The 4,208-nt window shown below is 75.7% G+C and carries 4 protein-coding genes; 1 reads left to right on the top strand and 3 read right to left on the bottom strand.

Features of this window, described 5'->3' with window-relative positions; translation table 11 throughout:
- Positions 1–1,017 (top strand): glycoside hydrolase family 3 N-terminal domain-containing protein (locus QWY29_RS19725; RefSeq protein WP_300962941.1); only part of this gene is annotated, 1,017 nt, incomplete at its 5' end.
- 15 nt (positions 1,018–1,032) lie between these two features.
- On the opposite strand, the gene QWY29_RS19720 is transcribed toward QWY29_RS19725, so the two are convergent.
- From QWY29_RS19720 to QWY29_RS19710, 3 genes are read right to left on the bottom strand one after another with little or no spacing between them, the layout of a single operon-like run.
- Positions 1,033–1,533 carry a beta-class carbonic anhydrase gene (locus QWY29_RS19720; RefSeq protein WP_300962940.1) on the bottom strand — a complete coding sequence of 167 codons (501 nt, stop codon included), beginning with the start codon at positions 1,531–1,533 and terminating at the stop codon, positions 1,033–1,035.
- 22 nt (positions 1,534–1,555) lie between these two features.
- On the bottom strand, positions 1,556–3,364 hold the full coding sequence (locus tag QWY29_RS19715; protein ID WP_300962939.1) for an MFS transporter: 1,809 nt from the start codon (positions 3,362–3,364) through the stop codon (positions 1,556–1,558).
- Positions 3,361–4,092: an LppX_LprAFG lipoprotein gene (locus QWY29_RS19710; RefSeq protein ID WP_300962938.1), complete on the bottom strand. Its 732-nt coding sequence runs from the start codon at positions 4,090–4,092 to the stop codon at positions 3,361–3,363. Before QWY29_RS19710 ends, QWY29_RS19715 begins: the two co-directional genes overlap by 4 nt.
- Between the last annotated feature and the right edge of the window lie 116 nt (positions 4,093–4,208).

Below are 4,208 nucleotides of genomic sequence, written 5' to 3'. Positions count from 1 at the left end.
CGCGGCGCGGGCGTGGTGCCGGTGGTCAAGCACTTCCCCGGGCACGGGTCGCTGACGACCGACAGCCACGTCGCACTGCCGGTGCAGACCCGGACGGTGCCGCAGCTGGAGCGGGTCGACCTGCGGCCGTTCGAGGCCGCGGTCGAGGCCGGGCTGCCGGCGGTGATGGTCGGCCACATCGCGGTGCGGGCGGTCGACCCGGGCGTGCCGGCGACCCTGTCGCGACCGGTCGTGCACGGGATGCTGCGCGAGCGGCTGGGCTTCGCGGGCCTGGTGGTCAGCGACGCCCTGGAGATGGCGGCGGTGCGCGGGAGCCGGGCGCCGGCGGTGCGGTTCCTCGCGGCCGGCGGTGACGTGGTGCTGATGCCGAGCGACCCCGCCGCGGCGCGGGCCTCGATCATCCGGGCGGTCCGCGAGGGCAGGCTGCCGCGGCGGCGCCTCGAGCGAGCCGCGACCCGGATGGTCGCGCTGCTCGAGCACCAGCAGGGGACCGGCGGCCGGGACGCCGCCCCGGGCTCGGCCGCCGGCGTCGCCCGCGAGCTGTCGGCCCGGGCGATCACCTCGGTGGCCGGCCCGTGCGAGGGCGCGCTGGTCGGCGGGCCGGTGGTGCCGCTGGGCAGCAGCACGGCGGCGGCCGCCTTCCGCGCGGCGGCGTCGCGGGCGGGCATGAGCCTGGGCAGCGTCCGCTACGTCAAGCCGCCCAAGCCGGAGCGCACCGGCAACCGGAGGAAGGACCGGCGCCGGCTGCGGGCGTGGCGCCGCACCGAGCCGCGCCGGGTCGTCGACGGGACCCCGGTGCACCTGCTCGGGCCGGGCGACCGGGCCCCGGCGGGCGGGGTCGTCGTCGCCACCGACCGTCCGTGGGTGCTGGGCACCTCGACGGCGCGCGTGCGCATCGCGACGTACGGCTCGACGCCGGCGGCGATGACCGCCCTCGTCGACGTGCTCGCCGGGCGGGCCACGGCCCCGGGCAGGCTGCCGGTGCAGGTCAGCGGCGTGGAGCGCCGCGGCTGCTGACCGGGGGAGCGGTCGTCAGACGACGCGCTCGATCAGCCCGCTGTCGACGTCGTAGATGAAGCCGCCGACCTTGACGGAGTCCGGCACGAGCGGGTGGCTGCTCACCTTGTGCACGTCGTCGGCGAGCGCCGCGCGCTGGTCGGCGACGACGGGGAAGGGCTGCCACGCGGCGTCCTGCCCGGCGGAGGCACCGACGCGCTCGCGCAGCTGCTCCTCGGTGCTGGTGGCGACCGCGCAGCGGGTGTGGGGCACCACGAGGACGCGGTCGACGTTGAGCAGGTGCACCGCGAGCACGAGCGCCTCGAGCGCCTGCGGGGTGACCCGGCCGCCCGGGTTGCGGAAGATCTTGGCGTCGCCCGGCTTGAGGCCGAGCATGCCGAGCGGGTCGATCCGCGAGTCCATGCAGGTCACGATCGCGACGCCCGCGTGGGCGACGCCGTCGAAGCCGGCGAGGTCGAAGGTCTCGGCGAACCGTCGGTTCGCGTCGAGCAGGTCGTCGAAGTCCGAGTCAGCCACGATCCGGAACCTAGCGGAACCCTCAAGCCCGGGCGCGCAGCACCTCGGCCGTCGAGACGGCCTTGGTCGCCGCGCCGCGGAAGACGACCAGGGCGAGCAGCCCGGCGACGACCGCCGCGACCGCGGCGCCGGCGAAGACCGCGTGCTCCTGGGGGATGCCGGCGGCGGCGATGAGGTCGGAGTACGCCGCGCAGCGGGTCCGGTCGCCGCAGACCTCCCGGGCCGAGGGGAGCGGGTTGTCCTCGAGGTGGTCGTAGTAGCGGCGCAGGCCGAGCGCGGTGAGCGCCGAGATGCCCACGAGCATCCCGACCATCCGTGCGACGACGACCATCGCGCTGGCGACGCCGTGCACGTCGTCGTCGGTGCTGGCCAGCACGGCGGCGTTGACCGGCGCCAGGGCGAGCCCGAAGCCGAAGCCGCAGATCACCAGGGTGAGGTCGGAGGTGAGGTGCTCGAGGCTGTCGACGTCCCACTGCGTCATCAGCGCGAAGCCGAGCGCGGCCAGTGCCATGCCGACGGCGGTGATCACGCCGGCGCCGACGCGGCGGGTCAGCCAGCCACCGACCACCGCACCGACGGGCAGCGCGACCAGGAACCGCAGCAGCACCAGGGCGGCCATCAGCTGGGAGTCGCGGTGGATGGTCGTGCGGGCGAAGAGCGGGATGTCGATGAGCGCGGCGATCAGGGCGGCGCCGACGAAGAAGCTCACCAGCACCGCGCCCCAGGCCGGCGTCCGCCGCAGCGCACCCGCCGGCACGATCGGGGCCTCGGTGCGCCGCACGTGCACGACGAACGCGACGGCACCGACGGCGGCGCCGAGGAGGTACCAGAGGCCCTGGTCGGAGAAGACCTGCACCTTGGGGTCGGCGGTCGCGAAGGCGAGGATCACCCCGCCGAGCACGACCGCCAGCAGCAGCGCGCCGGTGAGGTCGGCGTCGCGGGCGCTGCGCCACCAGGCGCGCAGGTCGACCAGCGGCCGCCGCGCGAAGGTGCAGCGGACGAGGAACAGCAGCGAGGCGCCGATCGCCACGAGCCCGATCGGGGTCAGCCAGCGGCCGTCGCCGACGTAGGGCACGAACAGCTCGCCCCAGGTGAGGTCGCGCAGCAGCTGGCTGGGCCGCAGGAACACCAACCCGCCGGCGGCCATCGCCACGAGCGCGAGGAGGACGCCGAGCAGGTCGGGCAGGCCGGGCAGTCCGCGGCGGGGTGGCGGCGCGGCCAGGCCCGCCGGCGCCTCACCGCGCAGCGAGCGGATCGCGGCCGCGAGCACCAGGCCGACGGCGAGGTTGAGCAGGAAGATCGCGCGCCAGTCGGCGACGGCCAGCACGACCGCGCCGAGCAGCGGGCCGAGCACGCTGCCGAGCTCCTGGACGGCCGAGACCAGGCCCAGCGGCACCCCGCGGCGCTCGGCCGGGTAGAGGTCGGCGACCAGGGCCAGCGTCGCGGGCACGAGCCCGCCGCCGCCGACGCCCTGGAGGAAGCGGCCGGCCACCATGCTGGGCAGGTCGTACGCCACCGCGGTCACCAGCGAGCCCAGCGCGAAGAGCACCAGCGCGGCCACGAGCACCGGGGTGCGGCCGCGCAGGTCGGCGATCCGCCCGATCAGCGGCAGCATGGCGACGTACCCCAGCAGGAAGCCGGAGATGATCGGCGCGGCCTTCTGCAGCTGCTCCACCGAGATGCCGGCGCCGGTCATCATGTCCGGCAGCGCGAGCACGACGACGTACGTGTCGGCCGCCGCGAAGGCGACCGCGACCGACGCCAGGACGAGCAGCAGCCGCGGCGAGCGGCCTTCGGCCCCCCGGCCCGCCCCGGCGACGGCGTCGCTCACGGGGCGGTGATGTCCTGCTCGGTGCCGTAGTCGTCGAACCCGATCGTGTAGGTCATCGCGGGGGAGTCGGCGTAGAAGACGCCGGTGAGCACGGCGGAGCGCAGCTCGCCCTCGGCGGTGACGGTGTACGTCGCGTCGAAGTCGCCCGACGCGCTCGGGATGACGTTCTTGACGGCCGTGTCGGGGACCGTGCCGGTGAACTCGGTCAGCACCTCGTCGTTGTTGGCGCCGCCGCGGACCGACTCGCCCTCCTCGAGGCCGGTGGTCGCGGTGAGCAGCGCGGAGAAGCCGGCGTCGGTGCTCATCAGCCCGGCGGGGTCGGGCGCGCCGTACTCCGTCGGGTCGATGTCCTGCCAGCCGTTGGTGAAGGGCACCTGCGCGTAGACCTTGTCGTCGACGGCCACGACCGGCACCTCGACCTCCTGGCCCATCAGCACGACGGTGATCGAGCCCTCGAAGGCCGGCGCGTGGGTGCCGACCCCGGAGGCGTCGACGATGCCGGTGACGCCCTCGGGGAGGTCGTCGGTGGTGAGCGTGATCGACAGGCCGCTGGTCTCGTCGAAGGTGGTCTTCGCCAGCTCCATCACCTCCGCGGGGCTCTGCTCCTCGCCGACCGGCGAGGAGTCGTCGTCGCCGCCGGAGCAGCCGGCGACGACGCCCGCGGTGAGCACGAGGCCGAGCGCGGGGGCGAGTGCGGGCATGACGACAGGACGGAGGGAGCGCAGCACGCGATCAGCCTTCCACACCGGCGGGTGCCGGGCCGCCGCCGAGACGGGCAGCGACCGGGCCGGCGACCGCGGCGATCGGCTGGGGAGCCGGCACGCCGGACCCGTCCCGCCGGCCG

The sequence above is a fragment of the Nocardioides abyssi genome, from assembly GCF_030412915.1.
GTDB classification, from domain to species: domain Bacteria; phylum Actinomycetota; class Actinomycetes; order Propionibacteriales; family Nocardioidaceae; genus Nocardioides; species Nocardioides abyssi.
The sequence above is the reverse complement of the archived record's forward strand: the minus strand, read 5'-3'. Positions and strand labels throughout refer to the sequence as shown.